Source organism: Desulfotignum phosphitoxidans DSM 13687, from assembly GCF_000350545.1.
In the GTDB taxonomy this organism is placed as follows: domain Bacteria; phylum Desulfobacterota; class Desulfobacteria; order Desulfobacterales; family Desulfobacteraceae; genus Desulfotignum; species Desulfotignum phosphitoxidans.
Window position 1 is genome coordinate 287,934 of the sequence record NZ_APJX01000002.1, and the last position, 19,432, is coordinate 307,365.

Consider the following 19,432-nt stretch of genomic DNA (forward strand, 5'->3'; position numbering starts at 1 on the left):
CCGATGGTATGAATAAACAAATTTTTTCCTTTCTGGAGGCAAGTTATGTCCAAAATATTACCGGATGAAGGACTGTCTTTTGACGATGTCCTGCTGGTACCTGATTTTTCCGCGATTCTTCCTGATGAAGTATCGGTCAAAACCCGGTTGACCCGGGGACTTGAACTCAATATTCCCATTGTCGCGGCAGCCATGGATACCGTGACTGAAGCCTTGACCGCCATCAGCATGGCTAGAGCCGGCGGTTTGGGGTTTATTCACAGAAATCTGTCCATCGAGGACCAGGTCATTGAGGTGGATCGGGTCAAAAAATCGGAAAGCGGGATGATTGTGGATCCGGTGACCATTCACCCGGACGTGTCCATTTCAGAAGTGCTCAACATCATGGCCAAATACCGGATTTCCGGCATTCCGGTGGTTGAGGGTGAAAAACTGGTGGGCATTGTCACCAACCGGGACCTGCGGTTTGAAACCCAGCTGGAAAAACCGGCCAAAGATGTGATGACCAGTGAAAACCTGGTCACAGTGACTGAAAAGTGCACCCTGGAAGAATCCAAAATCATGCTGCATAAACACCGCATTGAAAAATTGCTGGTGGTGGACAGTCAGGGCAAACTCAAGGGGTTGATCACCATCAAGGATATTGAAAAAATAAAAAAATACCCCAATGCCTGCAAAGATTCATATGGACGTCTGAGGGCCGGAGCGGCCGTGGGCGTGGGGTCGGACATGATGACCCGGGTGGAGGCCCTGATCAGTGCCGGGGTGGATGCCCTGGTCATTGACACCTCCCACGGGCATTCCAAAAATGTGATCGATGCCGTGAAAAAGATCAAACACCATTTTCCCGATGCCCAGGTGGTGGCCGGCAATGTGGCCACGGAAAAAGGAACCCAAGCCCTGATCGATGCCGGGGCGGATGCCGTGAAAATCGGGATCGGTCCGGGGTCCATCTGCACCACCCGCATCGTGGCAGGGGTGGGGGTTCCCCAGCTCACCGCCATACAGAACTGCAAGGATATTTCCAGAAAGACCGGAGTGCCCATCATCGCTGACGGGGGCATTAAATTTTCCGGAGACATTGCCAAGGCTTTAGGCGCCGGGGCCCATTCCGTGATGCTGGGCAGCCTTCTGGCCGGCACCCATGAAAGCCCCGGTGAAATCGTCATCTACCAGGGCCGTTCCTATAAAGCCTACCGGGGCATGGGGTCTGTGGAAGCCATGAAAAAAGGATCGTCTGACCGGTATTATCAAAAAGACACGTCAGATGCCGAGGAACTGGTGCCCGAAGGCATTGTGGGCCGGATTCCCTATCGAGGCACCATCCGGGAGAATATTCTTCAGATGGTAGGCGGTGTCAAAGCCGGTATGGGATATCTGGGGGCTGTCACCATCGAGGACCTGCATGAAAAAGCCCGGTTTGTAAAAATCACGGCTGCCGGGTTAAAGGAAAGCCATGTCCATGACGTGGTGATCACCAAGGAAGCCCCCAATTACCGCGTGGAAAGCAGCTGAGACTGATGACTGATTCTTCCGGCATGTTTTATCACCTTCATTTGCACACGGAATATTCGCTGCTGGACGGGGCCATCCGACTGGATCCTTTGTTGAAAAAATGCAAAGAATACAACATGGATGCCGTGTCCATGACCGATCACGGCACCATGTTCGGTGTGGCTGCATTTTATGAAAAAGCCCGGAAAGCAGGGATCAAGCCCATTTTAGGGTGTGAAGTCTATGTGGCCCCCCGGTCTATCATCCATAAAACCCAGCTGGATCACAAGGGATTGAGCCACCTGGTGCTGCTGGCCCGGGATCGGGAAGGGTATGCCAACCTGTGCAAACTGGTGTCCATTGCCCAGCTCAAGGGATTTTATTACAAGCCCCGCATCGACAGGGAACTGCTGACCGCCCATTCCAAGGGGTTGATCGGGTTGTCCGCCTGCCTGAAAGGGGATATTCCCAAGGCCATCATGGCCAATGATATGGAAGGCGCGGATGCGGCGGCCCGGTTTTATCTGGAAACCCTGGGGGAGGGCAATTTTTTTCTGGAAGTCCAGGAAAACGGGATGTCCATCCAGCAAAAGGTCAACCAGGGCATTGAAGACATCAGCCAGCGCCTGTCCATTCCCATGGTAGCCACCAATGACTGCCATTATCTGGCCAAAGAGGACAAAAAAGCCCACGACATTCTGTTGTGCATCCAGACCGGGGATACGGTCTCCAATCAGAACCGGTTCAAATTTGATTCCGACCAGCTGTATTTCAAATCATCCGACGAGATGATCGCCACCCTGGGGCAGTATGCCGGGGCCATTGAAAATACAAAGGATGTGGCGGCCCGGTGTAATGTGGAATTTGATGATAAAACCTATCATTTCCCCCGGTATGCCCAATCAGACGAAGACAGTGAGGCGGAGCTGTTCAGGCAGAAAGCCATGGCCGGGTTTGAAGAAAAACTGGCCATCATCAAAAAAAAGAACCCGGATATCAATGAACAGGAATACCGGGACCGCATTGCCTATGAGATCAAGATCATTCTGGACATGGGGTTTCCCGGATATTTTCTCATTGTGGCGGATTTCATTGCCCATGCCCGGAAAATAGGGGTACCCGTGGGGCCGGGCCGGGGGTCTGCCGCCGGGTCCATGGTGGCCTATGCCATGGATATCACGGCCCTGGATCCCATTGAACATGGACTGATTTTTGAGCGGTTTCTGAATCCTTCCCGGATCTCCATGCCGGATATTGACGTGGATTTTTGTATCGAGGGCAGGGACAAGGTGTATCACTATACCATTGACCGGTATGGGGGGCCTGAATATGTCTGCCAGATCATTACCTTTGGGAAACTCAAAGCCAAGGCCGTGATCCGGGATGTGGGCCGGGCTTTGGGGATCCCTTTGTCTGAAGTGGATGAAATCGCCAAGCTGATTCCGGACGGGGCCAAGAATCTGACAAAGGCTTTGGAAGAAGTGCCGGCCATCCGGGAGATATGTGATGTTTCAGACGACAAGACCCAGATGCTGGAAACCGCCCTGCTCCTGGAAGGACTGCCCCGGCATGCATCTACCCATGCCGCCGGTGTGGTGGTGGCGGACAAGCCGCTGAACGAATATCTGCCGTTGTTCCGGGGTAAGGAAGGGGAGACCATTACTCAGTTTGACATGAATTATGTGGAAAAACTGGGGCTGGTGAAGTTTGATTTCCTGGGATTGAGAAACCTGACCGTTATCAAGAACTGCCTGGAACTGATCGAAAAGCAGGACAAGCCGGTGCCGGATATGGACCATCTGGATTTTTCAGATGAAAACACCTTTGATCTGCTTCAGCGGGCCGATACCACCGGGGTATTTCAGCTGGAAAGTTCCGGCATGAAAGAATTGATTCTTCGCCTCAAACCGGCCACGTTTTCCGATATCGTGGCCCTGGTGGCCCTGTACCGGCCGGGCCCCCTGGACAGCGGTATGGCCAACACCTATGTGGAAAGAAAACACGGCAGGGAAGAGGTTGTGTATCTGTTTGACGAATTGGCACCGATTCTCAAAGAAACCTATGGGGTGATCCTGTACCAGGAACAGGTGATGAAGATCGCAGGCGTCCTGGCCGATTATTCCATGGCGGATGCGGACGGGCTGCGGAAAGCCATGGGCAAGAAGATTGCCGCCATGATGGAGGCCCATCGGAAACTATTTCTGGAAGGGGCTGCCAAAAACAACCATGATTCCAAAAAAGCGGAAGAGCTTTTTGATCTCATGGAAAAATTCGGCGGGTATGGGTTCAACAAATCCCACAGTGCGGCCTATGCATTGATTGCGTTTCAGACCGCATACCTGAAAGCCAATTATACCCTGGAATTCATCGCGGCCCTGATGACCAGTGAACGGGGCAACACCGATGCCGTGCTCAAATTCATGGATGAATGCCGGACCCATGATATTCAGGTACTGCCGCCGGATGTCAATGAAAGCGAATCCCAGTTCATTGTGTCCAAAGGCTGTATCCGGTTCGGCCTGGCTGCGGTCAAAGGCGTGGGAAATGCCGCCATTGATGTGATTGTGGAAGATCGTAAACAAAACGGTCCCTTTGAAAGCCTGTATGATTTCTGTGAACGGGTTTCCTTGACCAAGGTGAACAAAAAGGTGCTGGAAGCGCTCATTAAATGCGGGGCGTTCGACTCCACAGGATCTGCCAGAAGTCAGATGATGGCGGTGCTGGAAGAGGCTCTGGACCATGGCAACCGGGTTCAGAAGGAAAAGGCGGATTCCCAGATGGATCTGTTTGCCGACTCCGGTATGGGAACTGAGATTCCTGCCAGTATTCCGGAAATGCCGGATATGGAAGAATGGGAAGACCATTTTCTGCTGGAAATGGAAAAAGAATCTTTGGGATTTTATATCAGCGGGCATCCCCTGGACAAATACCAGGCAGAAATTGCCCGGTTTGCCACGGTCAACTCCGTGACCCTTCAGGAGAAGGCCGACGGCAGAATGATCCGCATCGGCGGGATCATCAAGGTGCTCAAGACCCATAAGACCAAAAAAGGGGATCTGATGGCGTTCTGCGCCATCGAGGACCGGAATGCCGGTGTGGAAGTGGTGGTGTTTCCCAATGTGTATGCGCTGGTCCATCCGTTGCTGTCCATGGAACAGGTGGTGATTCTGGAGGCGGAAGTCCAGAAAAAGGAATCCACTGTCAAGCTTTTGGCGGAGAAAATCGTGCCCATTGATCAGGCGGCCCGGGAATGGACCAACGGGATATTGATTGCCGTGGATGCGGACCGGTTTGATGCCGACACCCTGGAACGGCTCAAGCCCATCATCCAGCGGTATCCCGGGGATTGTCCGGCATGTCTGAAAATAAGTATTCCGGACAAACCCGAAGTGCTGGTAAAACTGGCGGATGAATATATGACCTGTTCTGATCCGGCGTTTTTTAAAGAAGTGGAAGACCTGATGGAAAAAGGATGCATTGAAACCAGATGTGCGCCGGTCAAAGCAAAAGTCAAAAAGAAAAAATCATGGGGAAAATCCCGTAACGGAACAATGAAACAAGGAGCCTGAGGATGAGCTGGCTGGGAAAAATGATCGGCGGAACCATCGGATTCGCCTTGGGAGGCCCCATCGGTGCCGTGGCCGGGGCTGCATTCGGTCATGCGTTTGTGGATAAAAAAGAGGATGCCTATCTGAGATCCATTCCCGGAAGCACAGGGTCCTTGTCTTCCAATGAAGAGGCCCAGCTGATATTTTTCACAGCCGCCTTTTCCATGCTGGCCAAGCTGTGCAAAGCGGATGGTCAGGTCTCTGAAAAAGAGATCCAGGTGGTGGAGGCCTTTATGACACAGGATCTTCAGCTGGATGCCACCGGCCAGGAAAGCGCTAAAAATATTTTCAGACAGGCGATCCGGTCGTCTGAAAGCTTTGAAGCGTTTGCCATGCAGTTTTATTCGGTATTCAGAACCCAGCCCAACATCATTTCGTTGATGATGGATGTATTGTTCCGTGTGGGTGCGGCAGACGGCCGTCTGTCCGATGCCGAAGATGCCACTTTGCGGTCTGCGGCCCGGATTTTCAATGTGTCGGATGTGGCGTTCAACCGGCTGAAATCCAAGTATATCCGTTCCGCAGACAAATATTATGCCGTGCTCAAGTGCGATGAAACATCGTCCAACGAGGAGATCAAAAAACAGTACCGCAAGCTGGTGACCGAATACCATCCCGACAAAATTGAGGCCAAAGGGCTTCCTGAAGAGTTCATTAAATTCGCCAATGACAAATTTGCTGAAATCCAGGAAGCCTATGACCAGATTCGCAAGAAAAGAGGGTTTTAGAACAGCCCTTTTTCCTGGGCGATTTTCATGTACGTATCCACCAGGGTCCGGGGGGGGTCCCACCGTTCCATTTCTTGTTTGTCCGCCAGAGACATGGCGTCAAATTCGCACACGGTCACGCATAGCCCGCATCCGATGCACCGCTCCTTATTCACTTGTGCCAGACCATCGGTCACGGCAATGGCATCCATGGGGCAGATCTCTTCACAGGCCTGACATCCGGTACACTGGTCTGTGTCCACCGATGCCTGGAAATTGGAATTCACGATCCTTGCCGGAGACGGTGTTTTTTTGATGTTGCTCAAAATCTGACAGCAGCAGTCGCAGCACAGGCAGATGTTCATGGGTTTCACGGAATTGGAGGGCTGGGCCACCAGTCCCTGGGCTGCGCCTTTGCGGACGATGTCCATGGCCTCATCCGCTGTGATGGTGCGGCCGATGCCCCGGCTTTCATAAATATAGGCACCACCTCCGAAAACCAGGCAGGATTCTTCCATTTTACCGCATCCTTTGCCCACCATGGTGTGTTCCCGGCGGCAGATACACGGTGCCACCAGAATTTTGGACTGACTTCGCACCAGATTTTCCAGATGTTCATGGTCCATGATGTTGAGCTGGGTGTTGATGGATTTTTCCACGGGCACCACCCGGAGCTGCTGGGTTTTGTGCGCTTCCTGGGCTTTCATGAGATAGGGCACATATTCATTGAAATCTTTGATCAGCTGTTGAGTCAGCCGGTCCACCTGGTATTCCCAGATGCCCACCACAAACTGCAAGAGCATGAACGTATCCCCGTCGGGTTTTCTGATGTGCAGGATCAATCCTTTTTCACCCATCTCTATAAGCATGGGCAGGATCGTTTCAGCGGGTTTTCCGACCCGCAAAGCAATGGCTTCCACGGGTTCGGGCATCATCACCAGGTTCAGGGCCAGTTGGGCTTGCTCAGGTGTGAACAATTGTTTGAGGATGCGCAGCTCCACACCGGATTCCGTGGGAGGAAAGCCGCCCGGGGTGTTGTCCAGGTGGCGGGCCAGGTCTTTATATACCTTTTCCATGATAGATTTCTCCAGATATGTTCAGGTTGTTATCCCAGCGATCAAAGACAACATCCACGAGTTTGCCCTTCAGGGTGCTGTCTTTTTTCAAATAGATATTCAAATAATTGGATGTCACGGCAGTGAGTCTGCCGGTACGAACGTTGGTTTGATTCTGTACCACGGCTTTCAAAGGCCGCCCCTGATTGGCTTTGATAAACGCCGCCTGTTTTTGTTTTCCCAGTTCCCGCATTCTCTGACACCGTTTCGTAATCACCGGGTCCGGCACCCGAGGTTTGAAAGAAAACGCCGGTGTGCCTTTCCGGGGAGAAAACGGAAACACATGCAGATAAGATATTGGGAGTTGCTCGATCAAAGAAAACGTGTTTTCAAACTGATCATCGGTTTCCGTGGGAAATCCGATCAGCGTATCCACACCGATTCCGGCAAACGGGTGCTTTTCATGGATATAGCAGATGATGTCTTTGAATAATTTTGCCGTATAGGGGCGTTTCATTTTTTTGAGAACATCATCGTCTCCGGACTGGAGCGGCACATGAAAGTGATCGCACAGCAGACTGTCCGGTCCGGCCAGATCCACAAGCCTTTCATCGATTTCATTGGGTTCGATGGAAGACAGCCGGATCCGGTCCACCGGGCGTTTCTCTTCAATGGTTTTCACCAGATCCAGCAGAGTGGTGGGCGGGGTCAGGTCCCGGCCGTATCGGCCCGCATGGATTCCGGTAAGAATCACTTCCTTGAAACCGGCACGGCCCAGTGCATTCAGATGGTTTAAAACCAGGGGTTGGGGCATGCTCACGGAGGATCCCCGGGCATGGGGCACAATGCAGTAAGTGCAAAAGGCATCACATCCGTCCTGAATTTTCAGATAAGCCCGGGTCATGCTGCCGAAGACCGGGGTTTCAAAGCTGTGAAACCGGTTGGCGGCAGAGTGGTCTACGGGTTTGAAACGCATGGGCGACGGATCAGCAGCCCCAAGAATGTGGTCTGCCAGGCGGGTTTTATCCTGGTGACAGACCAGTTCAAACGAATCATCGATCTGCCGGATGATATCCGGGTCTGTCTGGGCATGGCAACCGGTCACGATGATTTTTGCATCCGGGTTGTCCCGGGCCAGTTTCCGGATGGCCTGACGGGATTGCATGGCTGCCTTGGATGTCACGGCACAGGTGTTGATGATGCACACATTATTGGATTTGTCTTTGTTTGACCGGACCAGTCCGTGGTGTTCAAGATCCGCGGCAATGCCGTCGGACTCATATTGATTGACCTTGCATCCCAGCGTTTTGATATAAAATGTTTTCATTGGATAATTGCCGATCCCAGCACCCGGTCTCCATGGTAAAAAACAGCGGCCTGACCCGGGGTCACGGCATTCTGAGGCTGATGGAACAGCACCTGGCCCGATGTAACCTGGCAAACCAGCGTGGCAGGGGCTTCCTTGTGGCGGTACCTGATTTTAACCGCCACTTCCAGAGACGTATTATCTGGTCTGGCATCCGACCGGGTATCATGCCAGACCAGTTGTTCCACAGTCATCTGCTGCTGTGCCAGGTCTTTTTTAAAGCACACATGAAGGGTATGGGTAAAAGGATCGATGCGCCTCACATAATAGGGTTCAGATGCCGGACAGTTGATTCCCCGGCGCTGGCCCACAGTAAAGGCATAAACCCCGGTATGGGTTCCCACCCGGCGGCCGTGAATATCCATGATCGGCCCGGGTTCCGGTGACCGGCCGGTTTTTTGGGTGAAAAATGAGGCCAGATTTTTGTCATGAATAAAGCAGATATCCTGACTTTCCTTGGCAGAGACCGGTACCAGGCCATGTTTTTCGGCCAGGGCTTTGACCCGGTATTTGGAGAACCCGGCCAGCGGACATAGAATTTTGGACAGCTGTTCACAGGACAGCCGGGCCAGAAAATAGGACTGGTCTTTATTTTTATCCGTTGACTTTTCAAGCCGGGGGTGGGGCACGGCATCATCTGGTCGGGTCAAGGCATTGACAATGGTGGCATAATGCCCGGTGGCCAGATAATCGGCCCCTTGTTTTTGCGCCTGTTTAAGCAGGACCCCGAATTTAATTTTCTGGTTGCAGATCATGCAGGGATTCGGGGTTTTTCCCCGGGCGTAGGTGGATAAGAAATATTGAACCACCTGGTTTTCAAAGGGTTCAGACAGATCCAGGGTGATGATGTCCATTTTCAGCTGGTCTTTGAGCCGGTTAATCTCTGTTTTCCGGGTCTCGTATCCAGTGGTGAAATGCAGGCCAAATACCTGTTTGTACTGCTGTCTGAGCAGAAACGCGGCGACCAGGGAGTCCACCCCGCCGCTGACAGCCACACCGATGGCGGGTGCGTGCATCAGATGGCGGCTTCGGGCTCTTTGGTGAACAGCCCCATGGCCCGGGAAGGGCAGGTCACAATACACAATTCACACACAGAGCATTTGTCCTTGTCAAAAATCACTTCCATGGACGGTCGCTGGATATACAGCGCCTGGGTGGGGCAAACAGCCGTGCAGGCCCCGCAATGGGTACAGATCTGTTCATCTTTGTAGATCTGATGTTCCGGTGTGGACACCTGAACTCCCTGCTGTTTGAGGTATTCGATGCCTTTATTAAAGTCGGGTCGGGATGCCGCCGTGATTTCCAGCACCATGGCCCCTTTTTTCTGGCTGGAAATTTCCGCCCGTAAAATATTGAACAGCAGATCAAATTTTTTAACCAGCTGGCAGACCACAGCTTTATGGGCCACATTCGGGGGAAATGTCAAAATAACGATTTTAGCGTACAAATCAAAGTCTCCATTCAATAAATTGTTTTTGACAACCTGGTATGGTTCCATACTATAATCCGGGCAGGGTATCAAAAAAACAAGTCCGGTCGGGCGGTGTGTTTTATTGGGTGTTGTATCACCAACCGGCTGAAAATTCAACACACCGGGATGACCCGGGCAATGATTTTGAAAATAAAGGCATGTTCATGAACCGGGTCGCATTCAAATTATCCTCTTATACGTTAAAAACCCTTTCCGGGTTTTCCAGGGCCAGAATCACCATCCAGGGACAATCCAATATTCCGGAAGGATCGGTGGTGTTCTGCGCCAACCATTTCACCCGCATTGAAACGGTGTTTCTGCCCTATCATATCCACAGCATTACCGGCAGGCAGGTCTGGTCTCTGGCAGCCAGGGAACTGTTTGATGTGCCCGTGCTCGAAGGACTGCTCAGACGGTTGGGGGCCGTGTCCACAAATGCACCGGACCGGGATGACCTGCTTTTGAAAACCCTGTTGTCCGGAGATGCCCTTTGGATCATTTTTCCGGAAGGCATGATGGTGAAAAATAAAAAACTGGTCAAAGACGGCCGGTTTGTGCTCACCGATGACAAAGGAGAACTGCGCCCTCATACCGGCGCCGCAGTGGTGGCGCTCAGATGTGCGTTTTTCAGGGAGCGCCTGCGCCGTCTGAAAGCATTGAAAGCCCCGGAATTTTACCGGTTGACAAAAGAACTCGATTTAACCGGTATCGATGATATCCTGAATCAGTCCACCCATATCGTGCCGGTCAATATCACCTATTACCCGGCCAATCCCCGGGACAACATTTTAGGATCCATGGCCGGGCTGCTTTTGAAAAAACCCTCCAGGCGGGTGATGGATGAACTGATGACCGAAGGGGCCATGCTGTTTACCGGTGTGGACATCACCATCCGGTTCGGCACGCCCATCGACATGGCACCATATCTTCATCATCCTTTTCTGGAAAGTCTTTTGACGGTGAAACGCCGGATCCGCCCGTTTGAAGATCTGGAATCCAGGCAGATTTCAAGACAGATCGCCATTGATGTCATGGAAACATACATGGCCCAGGTGTATGGGTTGACTACGATTAACTATGACCATGTCATGGCAGGCATTCTCAAGCATTATCCATACAAAAGAGAAGGGATTGACCGGTATGAATTCGCGTGCAAGGTGTTTTATGCCGTCACCTGTCTGGTGCTCAATCGCATCTGCCATGTGGCGGATCTGCTGCAAGAGAATCAGATTCACCTGCTGGTGGATGACCGGTTCAAACGGATTTCGGATTTTTTGACCCTGGCGGAAGAAACCGGAGTGATTCGCATGGATGGAGACGGGCGCCGGTTTTTCAAAGATCAGGCCCGATTGTACAATTTATCTGAATTTCATGCCATCCGCATGGAAAACCCCATTCTGGTCATGGCCAATGAAGTGGAACCGGTGGAAGCCGCCCAGATCTGCCTGAAGAAGATCGCCCAGATGCCCCGTCGTCAGATCCGGGAGCGGGTCAGATCCCGGATCATTGAAAAGATGAATATGGATTTTACCGCAGATTATGCCACTTTTTTCAGACCGGATGAATCCAAAAACAAGCAGATCGGCCGGCCCCGGTTTTTGAATCAGACATCGGACAGTCCCGGTGTGCTGCTGATTCACGGGTATATGGCGGCCCCGGAAGAGATGAAAAATTTTGCCCAATACCTGTATGCCAAAGGATTCACCGTGCATGTACCCCGGCTCAAAGGACATGGTACCTCTCCGGATGATCTGGCCCGGGTCGGTTATGAACAATGGATGGATTCTGTGGAAGAAGCGTATGTGGCGTTACGTCATTCCTGCAGTAAACGGTTTATCGGAGGGTTTTCCACGGGTGCAGGGCTGGCCCTGGAGCTGGCGACCCGGGTGACGGATTATGACGCGGTTTTTGCCGTGGCGCCGCCCATGCAGCTCCAGGATATGGGCGCTCATTTTATACCGGCCATCAATGCCTGGAACACCATGATCCGTCGTTTTCGTTTCAACGCAATGGCCAGGGAATTCATTGACAACCACCCGGAAAATCCCCATATCAATTACATGAGAAACCCCATTGCCGGTATCCATCAACTGGGAATGCTCATGGAGCAGCTGGCTCCCAAACTGAAACAGATCACCCGTCCGGTCCTGGTGGTCCAGTCCAGAAAAGACCCGGTGGTCAATCCGAGAGGCACCGAAAAATTGTTCCATCAGCTGGGATCAACGGTCAAGGAATTGTATCTGTTTGATTATGAACGACACGGAATTCTGATCGGAGAAGGGGTGAAGCGGGTGTATCAGGCCATTGAAAATTTTATCCGGCAATGGGTCTGAGAATGCGAAAAAAAAGAGATGTTCCGGCCGGAACAGCCGGAACATCTCAGAAGATTATCAATAAAATTTTATTCCGCCAGCATCATGGTGGCCGGATCCAGAAGAAATGACTGGTCGGTTCGGTTGCCGTCCTTGAGCACGACCGCCTGAATCTGGTTGTCCACGGGTTGCAGAAACAGGGCCTTGTCAAACAGGTCTTTTCGGGTTTCCAGCTGAACCGGATATCCGTCTTTTGCCATGGCCTCGTCCCGGTGGGTCTTCATGGCAAACCAGATGGAAGTGGAAAATTTCTGATTCAATGCCTGCAGTTTTTCCAGAATGTCTGTAATGTCCTCATCAAAATTAAGGCCGTCGATGATCATCATTGCCGGCATGGGCAGGTCGGCCTTTTTAAAGCTCTTCAGGTAGTCTTTCAGCTTTTCAGTGTCAAATGTGACATCATTGTAGCTGATGCCCACTTTGTTGAGGCTGATGTCATCCCACAGCCGAACCGCTTTCTGGGGATCCACATACCCGATGCTGTCCACCAGGTTGGTGTAACCTTCGTTGTAGCGCAAATTGATTTTTCCGATGGAATCATCCAGGCTGACATGAACGATTTTCTGGTCTTTTAAAAGTTGCGTCAGCGCAATCTGTACCAGAAACCGGGTTTTGCCCACGCCGGCTCTGGAGAGCACGGCACCGAATTTGCTGTTGGTAATATTGTCAATGCCCATGATTTTTTCAATGGGGCTTCTGAAATTGAGATCTTGTTTTAACATATTCCCTCTCCTTGATATGGCGGTCTTAGGCTTTTTTTTCTTCCTGTTTCTGTTTGATGATTTCTTCGGCAATGGATTGGGGAACCTGTTTATAAGAAGAAAATTCCATGGTGAACTGGGCCTTTCCCTGGGTGGCAGACCTGAGAACCGTGGAAAACCCGAACATTTCCGACAAAGGGACCTGACTTTCAATCACCGACATCACGCCTTCTTCCTGGGATCCCTGGATGATTCCCCGGCGCTGGTTGATCAGCCCCATGCAGGACCCCTGGAATTCATTGGGGGTCTCGATGACCACTTTCATGATGGGTTCCTTGACCACGGGTTTGGCCTTCATGTAGCCTTCCAGAAATGCGCCCCGGGCAGCGGCCTGAAACGCCATTTCCGATGAGTCCACCGCATGGAACGCACCATCGTCGATGGTCACCCGGACACCGGTGACCGGGAATTCCAGTTTGGGACCTTTTGCCATGCACGCGGCAAACCCTTTTTCACAGGCCGGGATATACTGAGTGGGAATCCGGCCCCCGGTGATTTTGTTGACAAATTGAAAATCTTCTTCGCACGGTTCCATAAATCCGGCCACCCGACCGAACTGGCCGGCACCACCAGTCTGTTTTTTATGGGTGTAGTTGAACAACGATTTCTGGGTGATGGTCTCCCGGTAAGCCACCCGGGGGGCGCCCGTGGTGACTTCTGCCTTGTATTCCCGTTTCATGCGCTCCACATACACTTCAAGATGCAACTCACCCATGCCCTGGATAATTGTCTCACCGGTTTCATGATCCACATATGTCTTGAAAGTCGGGTCTTCTTTGGTGAACCGGTTCAATGCCTTGGACATGTTGATCTGGGCTTTGTTGTCCTTGGGAACGATGGAAAGAGAAATCACCGGTTCCATCACATGCATGGCCAGCATGGAGTAATTGATCGTCGGAGAGACAAAGGTGTCTCCGGATGCGCAGTCAATGCCGAACATGGCACCGATATGGCCGGCAGGGATCTCTTCCACGTCCTCCATCTGGGAGGCATGCATACGGATCAGCCGGCCGGCTTTGATTTTTTTGCCGTCCCGGGAGTTTACCAGTGTGTCGCCTTTGGAGATACATCCCTGATAAACACGGATATAGGTCAACTGGCCATATTGACCGTCTTCAAGCTTGAAGGCCAGTGCCACCGTGGGTTTGTCAAAGTTGCTTTCCAGAACCACGCTTTCTTCGTTGTTGTCCATATCAATGGCTTCGTTATGGATGTCCAGGGGAGAAGGCAGATAATCAAGCACGGCATCCAGCAGCGGCTGAATCGCTTTATTTTTGTAAGCGGAACCCAAAAATACCGGGGTGATCTGTCTGGATATCACGCCGGTTCTCACGGCGTTTTTGATCAATTCTTCACTGATGTCCGATTCTTCGAGAATGGCATCGGTCAATTCTTCTGAGAACAAAGAGGCGGCATCGATCAATTCTTCTCTGGCTTCTTTTGCCGCTTCGAGCAGATCTTCGGGAATCTCTTTGACTGCCACGCGCTCACCATGCTCGCCTTCAAAATAATAGGCTTTCATGGCCACCAGGTCCACCACACCTTGGTGTTTGTCCTCCAGCCCAATGGGCAGCTGCATCAACACGGAATTGTGTCCCAGTTTGGTTTTCAACTGTTTGGCCACCTTGGCCGGATTGGCGCCGGACCGGTCACATTTGTTGACAAAGGCGATACACGGCACTTGATAGCGTTTCATCTGCTGATCCACCGTGATGGACTGGGACTGCACCCCGGCAACCGAGCATAAAATAAGCACCACCCCGTCCAGCACCCGCAGGGACCGTTCCACTTCCACGGTGAAATCCACATGGCCCGGGGTATCGATGAGGTTGATATTGTGTTTTTTCCATTCACAATACGTGGCAGCCGACGCAATGGTGATACCCCGTTCTCTTTCCAGTTCCATGGAGTCCATGACCGCGCCGACACCGTCTTTTCCCCGGACTTCATTGATTTTGTGAATCCGGGCCGTATAAAATAAAATCCGTTCCGAAAGGGTGGTCTTGCCGGAGTCGATATGGGCACTGATGCCGATATTTCTCACCTGTTTTAAATCTCTGATCATTTTACATCATCCTTCATGAATAAAATTTGCCCGAAAAGCGGCATGTCATTGGTTCAAAAAAAACGCAACGGTCTGCCAACAAAGGGCGGTCCATTTTTCCGGGTTCAGCTAATGTTATGTTGCGATGGTATTATAATTGAATTGTCAGGTTAATCTCAGTATATGAAAAAAGATTCTATATACGAATCAGGAAAGTTTGTCAATAAACGCATGAAAAAAAACCGGTGAATGGAAAAATCCATTCACCGGAAGAAAAAGCGCGTATGAAAATCTATCTCTAACTGGAACGTCGTTTGCGCTGGTATCCGGCGATGCCGGCAAGCCCCAGTCCTACCAGGGCCAATGTCGCGGGTTCAGGCACGGGGTTGGTATTTCCTTTAGCTGTCCAGAAGGAAATGTGGGATAAGTCTTTATTGTCAAGGCCGGATGTGTCCCATACACCGTCCAGAAATCCGTCTGCGTACCAGAGTTCAAAACCACCGCCACTTTTTCCTTTGCCCCCGGCTTTCAAACTGTAGTAGAGAGGGTCCGCCTTATCCCAGTCATCACTGACAGACCAGACGCCATCAGCGCCTGTAAAAGAGCCGGTGAATTCTGAAATAGAATCATCATTCCAGACACTCCAATCACCACCTTCCCATTTTCCAAGAAGGGTCAGATCTTCCGGCAGATCGGTGTCAGTGTTGTCATTGTATAGATCAACCAGCGCATTTACGTTCGTAAAGGAGTCTAGTTGAGGTTGAAAGCCTGATGTAAGATCATTGGAATCACCCACAAAAATACCCGTTGACGTTGCCATACTCATGCCCGTCCATAAAAACAGCGTGCACAAAATCATTGAAATTTTTAGAAATAACGGTTTCATTGCTTGCCTCTTTTTTGAAAAATGTGCTTGTTCGTAACAATAATTGTCATAAATTTTGCCAAAAATTGTTATATCAAATGAAAACAATTTCACCCGGCCCCGGGGTTATTGTTTTCTGAGCCGTTTTCTGCCGGCTGCACCAAGGCTGGCAAGACCCATCCCCAAAAGCAGCATGGTCCCAGGTTCCGGTACAGCAGCGGCCTTGTAGATGCCGCCTTCGATTACGTCATTGGCACAGGTCATGGCCCAGTGAAATCCTAAGTCCAGTTCGTCTTCCCAGCTCCAGTCCTCACCCAATAATGTTGACAGATTAAAGGCATATTTGATTAGATTGCCGGAATGAGAAAAAGCAAAGTCACCAACACTCGCTTCTTCTTCGCCAGGCTTGTAGAGCACTTCCTGTTCGTGCCGATACCAGTGATTCTGATAATAAGGGTCAGAAAATTCTTGGTCTGACCGCCAGATATTGTCGGCATCCACTGAATAGATATTGCCGGATGAGGAGCTTAACGCATATTCCCAGCGTTCCCCTGTTTCATAGGTGTCGGAACGATATCTTTCATAGGTGTCTTCAGAGTCCCAAGAATTTAAATCCACTTTTGGATTCCACCCATCCGTGCTCACAAACAGATCCCCATAGGTGGTATCCCGGGTGCCGTCTTCATATCTGGTTTTGATTCGGACCTTTACGTCACCGTTGGTTTTTATGGTAACGTTCATCCAATCGATATCAAATTCTCTGGTATTGATTGCAATTACGTCACCCTCTTTTTTTACATAGTTGCTGTCGTCATATTTGCCGCCGATATATTCGTCATTTATTTTCCAGGTGCTGGCATGGACAGCGCCTGTGATCCAGAATATAAACAACAACAGATAAATTGCTAACCGTTTCATATATTGTCTCCTCAATTTGAGGGTAACCGGGGTGATGAATATTGTCTCAATACTTTGTAATTTCTGTTTTACGTATTATAACTCAAAAATTATTATTGTCAAAAATAATAAACGCTTAACGATATTTCAGGATCTGCAACCGCTGACATTATTTTTTTTGAAACGTTTTCTGCCGGCGGCACCCAACCCGGCAATGCCCATTCCCAGCAACAGCATGGTTGCGGGTTCCGGAACCGGATCCAGTTGCACGAGAAGTTGCTGGACATTATTGCTGCCGCCGTAAGTGGTCACGGCATAATTGTAGCCAAGAGAGGACCACATAGCGTCATCCCAAGTTTCGTCACTCAAGGAAGTGTAGTAACCATTGTAATAATGGCCGATAGTGCCGAAGGTTGCGGTAGGTTCATTATTAGTAAAACCTTCACCGTAGATGGCATCCCAGATGGCCAGTTGCAACCCGGAAACTTTTTTTATATTTCCTGAAGCTTCTGCAGAATACTTATCCATCAGCCAGGCGGCCTGCAGATAGTTGTTGCTGCCATATGTGCTGCTGCCAAGGGTAACAGGATTAAGTGTCACATCGTAAGACTTTTGATAAATTAAATTTTCTAAATCCACACAATACGCAATCGTAGATAAATAAGGATCCCAGTCTGTCCCATACAATTTGACGTTAAACTCGGCAACATAATCACTGGGAGCATTGCCCTCATACTCAAAATTTACCCGTTTAGTAGCCCCATAGTTAACATCCATTGTGGTCGCTGAGGCACTAAATGAGAAGACCATGATCATCAATGCTCCAAGCCCGGTATAAACTAATTTTTTCATTTTTGTTCTCCTGCTTTGGCTGCCATGTTTTTTTGTGGTAAATACACTTTTTTAATTCAATTATCGAAATATAGGCAATTTTATATGCAATTGGTGTGCCATTTTGTTAAATCAAATTATAATTTCAGATGAATTCTATCCCAGGTCGTCCATAGAGTAAAATTGAATTTCTGGGATCGGTCAGAAAGCGAATCCTGCGGCAAATATGGGGCACCCGAAAGTGAGCACAACCCCTTCTTCCTACCTGATTTATCGTTTGACTTTGTTCCGTTTTTTTTGGTAGTGTTTCAAATTCAATATGGTATGTCTGGTTTATGGCATGCCTGGGGAGAAAAACAGGGAATGAACACCAGATAAGCCTTTTGTGAAATTTGATGGCGGGCCTTATTTTTGAACACCCGGTCAGGATATAATGAAAACGATACTCATTGTCGATGACATCAAGGTCAATCTCAAAGTCCTTGAGGTGCTGCTGACCCGAAACGGGTATGCCGTCCTGTCCGCCATGAGTGCTGGAAAAGCGTTGGGTCTGCTTCAAAAACATTTGTGTGACCTGATTATCTCCGATATCCAGATGCCTGAAATGGATGGATTCCAGTTCTGTCGGTTGTGTCAACTGGATGAAAAACTCAAGCATATCCCCTTTATTTTTTATTCTTCCGCCCGGGACGAAAAACAGATCCAGCAGCAGGCCCGGAAAGTCGGTGCCCAGGCCGTGGTCAGAAAACCGGCGGATCCTGCCGGGTTTTTAAAAACCATTGATACTGTTCTGAACGATGCCTTGAACCGGACCCAGGGTTTAGCTGGGCAGGATCGATTTCTCAACCGCCGGCTTGATCGGGTGCCGGGCATTGTGGGGTGGACCCTGGATGCCAATGGTGACTTTACCGATATCAGCCCGGCTGTGGCGCGGCTGACCGGTTTTCCCGTGAAGCACATTCAGGAGATGGGCAAAAGCGGATGGCTGAACCGGGTCCATTCTTCGGATGAACAAAAGGTGAGAAACGCCTATAAACAGCTGTTTCAAAATCATGTGCCCTTGGATATCGTTTACCGGTTTGAACGCCGGGACAACCGGTTTGCCTGGCTTGTGGAAAAATCCGGCACCCCTTATGGGAATCAAGCGCATGGCTGCGATCGGGTTGATGGATTTACCGCAGACATATCTGCCGACATGACAGATCTGGAACGCCGGATGGAATATAGAGAACAGCGGGTGATTCAGACATTTTCATCCGGTGTTTCCCATGATCTGGACAATATGCTGAACGGTATTGCCGATTACATTCAACTGTCGGCCACGACAACGGCAAGTTCCCGGGAACGGCAGCGGTTTCTGGCCAATGCCCTGAAAATCAGCCGCAGTGCTCTGGCCCTGAACCGGGATATTTTCTATCTGTCCGGGGAAGATAAAGCCGTGGAAAAAAATTCCCTGCTCACCCGGGTGGTTGCCCGGGTGGTCCGGTCCCTGATGCAAGGCAGCGATATCCCCTGCCGGGTCGAGATACCCCGAGGGGTGTGGCCGTGCCGGGTGGATACCCGGTTGATGGCCCGGGCTCTTGAGCATGTCATCATCAATGCCTGTGAGGCCGTGGCACAGAAACATGACGGAAAGATCGAGGTGACCCTGCAAAACATATCCATTGAAGACACACCGGTTGAAACCCGCCCTGTTTCTGAAACCCGCCCGGATCCCGGTCGTTATGTTCAGTTGAGCATCTCGGACAACGGGTGCGGCATTGACGACCCATACCTGGATCAGGTGTGCCTTCCCTATTTTTCCTTAAAACCAAAGGATATGAAAAAAGGGGTGGGCTTGAGTCTTGCGATAAGCCGGGCGATCATTGCCGGACATGGCGGGGAAATGGCGGTTCATTCAAAGAAAAACCACGGCACAAAGATATGGGTACTTTTGCCGGCGGAACCCGGGAGAACCTGAT

At 50.6% G+C, this 19,432-nt stretch carries 14 protein-coding genes; 5 read left to right on the top strand and 9 right to left on the bottom strand.

Features of this window, described 5'->3' with window-relative positions:
• The first annotated feature begins 45 nt into the window (after positions 1-45).
• The 3 genes from guaB to djlA are packed head-to-tail and all read left to right on the top strand — an operon-like array spanning position 46 to position 5,830.
• Positions 46-1,515 (top strand): IMP dehydrogenase, encoded by a 1,470-nt coding sequence (gene guaB, locus DPO_RS05870; RefSeq protein ID WP_006964832.1) that lies wholly within the window; start codon positions 46-48, stop codon positions 1,513-1,515.
• Between the two features lie 5 nt (positions 1,516-1,520).
• Positions 1,521-5,063: a DNA polymerase III subunit alpha gene (gene dnaE / locus DPO_RS05875; protein ID WP_006964834.1), complete on the top strand. Its 3,543-nt coding sequence runs from the start codon at positions 1,521-1,523 to the stop codon at positions 5,061-5,063.
• 2 nt (positions 5,064-5,065) lie between these two features.
• Complete coding sequence (gene djlA / locus DPO_RS05880; protein ID WP_006964835.1) at positions 5,066-5,830, top strand: co-chaperone DjlA; 765 nt, start codon at positions 5,066-5,068, stop codon at positions 5,828-5,830.
• Here the strand turns inward: djlA and DPO_RS05885 are convergent.
• From DPO_RS05885 to DPO_RS05900, 4 genes are read right to left on the bottom strand one after another with little or no spacing between them, the layout of a single operon-like run.
• Positions 5,827-6,885 carry a DUF362 domain-containing protein gene (locus DPO_RS05885; RefSeq protein WP_006964836.1) on the bottom strand — a complete coding sequence of 353 codons (1,059 nt, stop codon included), beginning with the start codon at positions 6,883-6,885 and terminating at the stop codon, positions 5,827-5,829. The genes djlA and DPO_RS05885 overlap by 4 nt on opposite strands.
• Positions 6,869-8,191 carry a tRNA (N(6)-L-threonylcarbamoyladenosine(37)-C(2))-methylthiotransferase MtaB gene (gene mtaB, locus DPO_RS05890; RefSeq protein ID WP_006964837.1) on the bottom strand — a complete coding sequence of 441 codons (1,323 nt, stop codon included), beginning with the start codon at positions 8,189-8,191 and terminating at the stop codon, positions 6,869-6,871. Before mtaB ends, DPO_RS05885 begins: the two co-directional genes overlap by 17 nt.
• Positions 8,188-9,246, bottom strand: a complete 1,059-nt coding sequence (gene mnmA / locus DPO_RS05895) for a tRNA 2-thiouridine(34) synthase MnmA (protein WP_006964838.1) — start codon at positions 9,244-9,246, stop codon at positions 8,188-8,190. The genes mtaB and mnmA overlap by 4 nt, the downstream gene beginning before the upstream one ends.
• Positions 9,246-9,728 carry an NIL domain-containing protein gene (locus DPO_RS05900; protein WP_006964839.1) on the bottom strand — a complete coding sequence of 161 codons (483 nt, stop codon included), beginning with the start codon at positions 9,726-9,728 and terminating at the stop codon, positions 9,246-9,248. The genes mnmA and DPO_RS05900 overlap by 1 nt, the downstream gene beginning before the upstream one ends.
• 137 nt (positions 9,729-9,865) lie before the next feature.
• Between DPO_RS05900 and DPO_RS05905 the strand changes: the two genes are divergently transcribed.
• A complete protein-coding gene (locus tag DPO_RS05905) occupies positions 9,866-12,034 on the top strand; it encodes an alpha/beta fold hydrolase (protein WP_006964840.1) in 2,169 nt (722 codons plus the stop codon).
• 68 nt (positions 12,035-12,102) lie between these two features.
• Here DPO_RS05905 and DPO_RS05910 read toward each other — a convergent pair whose 3' ends face one another.
• The 5 genes from DPO_RS05910 to DPO_RS05930 all read right to left on the bottom strand — a co-directional run bounded on the left by DPO_RS05910 (position 12,103) and on the right by DPO_RS05930 (position 17,492).
• Positions 12,103-12,795, bottom strand: a complete 693-nt coding sequence (locus tag DPO_RS05910) for a hypothetical protein (RefSeq protein WP_006964841.1) — start codon at positions 12,793-12,795, stop codon at positions 12,103-12,105.
• Positions 12,796-12,820: 25 nt separating this feature from the next.
• The gene (gene fusA / locus DPO_RS05915; RefSeq protein ID WP_006964842.1) at positions 12,821-14,899 is read right to left on the bottom strand and encodes an elongation factor G; all 2,079 of its coding nucleotides are present in this window, start codon (positions 14,897-14,899) and stop codon (positions 12,821-12,823) included.
• A 277-nt stretch (positions 14,900-15,176) separates the two neighbouring features.
• A complete protein-coding gene (locus DPO_RS05920; RefSeq protein WP_152427577.1) occupies positions 15,177-15,857 on the bottom strand; it encodes a PEP-CTERM sorting domain-containing protein in 681 nt (226 codons plus the stop codon).
• A 12-nt stretch (positions 15,858-15,869) separates the two neighbouring features.
• Positions 15,870-16,661 carry a PEP-CTERM sorting domain-containing protein gene (locus tag DPO_RS05925; protein ID WP_006964844.1) on the bottom strand — a complete coding sequence of 264 codons (792 nt, stop codon included), beginning with the start codon at positions 16,659-16,661 and terminating at the stop codon, positions 15,870-15,872.
• Positions 16,662-16,787: 126 nt separating this feature from the next.
• Positions 16,788-17,492, bottom strand: a complete 705-nt coding sequence (locus tag DPO_RS05930) for a PEP-CTERM sorting domain-containing protein (RefSeq protein ID WP_006964845.1) — start codon at positions 17,490-17,492, stop codon at positions 16,788-16,790.
• Positions 17,493-17,904: 412 nt separating this feature from the next.
• Between DPO_RS05930 and DPO_RS05935 the strand changes: the two genes are divergently transcribed.
• A complete protein-coding gene (locus DPO_RS05935) occupies positions 17,905-19,431 on the top strand; it encodes a response regulator (protein WP_006964846.1) in 1,527 nt (508 codons plus the stop codon).
• Position 19,432 lies beyond the last annotated feature (1 nt).